Consider the following 938-nt stretch of genomic DNA (forward strand, 5'->3'; position numbering starts at 1 on the left):
GCCGCCGGGAGACCCCTTCTCCCCACACCCACCTCAGCGGGTCTCCCTCACATCCTTCAGATGCGGCAGGCGTGGATGTCCGTGACCAGGATGGCGCGCGCGCCGATCTCCCACAGCTCGTCCATGATCCGGTGCGCCGCGTCCCTCGGCACCATCACACGCACAGCAACCCAGCCCTCGCGGTGAAGCGGCGACACGGTAGGCGATTCGAGCCCCGGTGCGAGTGCGCTTGCCTCGTCGACATGCTCGGTACGGATGTCGTAGTCCATCATCACGTACCGGCGCGCCACCAGCACTCCCTTGACCCTGCGCACGAGCTGCTCGACGCCGGCCACAGGATCGCTGGCGGCGCGGGAGATCAGCACCGCCTCGGACTGCAGGATCGGCTCGCCGACGATCTCCAGACCGGCCTGACGCAGCGTCGTGCCCGTCTCGACGACGTCGGCGATGACGTCCGCCACGCCCAGCTGTACCGCCGTCTCCACGGCGCCGTCGAGCTTGATCACCTCGGCGTCGACCTTACGTTCAGCCAGGTAGGCGCTCAGCAGTCCGGCGTACGACGTCGCCACCCGGAGACCGCCGAACCCCGAGACGTCCGCTGCGGTCCCGGGGCGGGCAGCGAAGCGGAACGTGGAATGGGCGAAGTCCAACCCCAGCAGTTCCCTCGCGGGGGCGGCGGAGTCGAGCAACAGATCCCGGCCGGTGATGCCCACGTCGAGAGTGCCGGATCCGACGTAGACGGCGATGTCGCGAGGGCGCAAGAAGAAGAACTCGACGTTGTTGTCCGGGTCACGCAGGACAAGATCGCGCGCCCCGTCGGAGCGCTGCCGGTAGCCGGCCTCACGGAGCATCTCGGACGCGGGCCCGGCCAGCGCGCCCTTGTTGGGCACAGCGATACGCAGGACATTGTTCATCTGACGGCGATACCTTTCGTTGTC

The 938-nt window shown here is 68.2% G+C and carries 1 protein-coding gene; it reads right to left on the minus strand.

Annotated elements, in window-relative coordinates; all coding sequences use genetic code 11:
• Positions 1–56 precede the first annotated feature (56 nt).
• Positions 57–914 carry an ATP phosphoribosyltransferase gene (gene hisG / locus ELR45_RS01870; protein WP_129662965.1) on the minus strand — a complete coding sequence of 286 codons (858 nt, stop codon included), beginning with the start codon at positions 912–914 and terminating at the stop codon, positions 57–59.
• Positions 915–938: the final 24 nt, after the last annotated feature.

Origin of the sequence: Phytoactinopolyspora endophytica, from assembly GCF_004138495.1 — a bacterium.
Lineage (GTDB): Bacteria > Actinomycetota > Actinomycetes > Jiangellales > Jiangellaceae > Phytoactinopolyspora > Phytoactinopolyspora endophytica.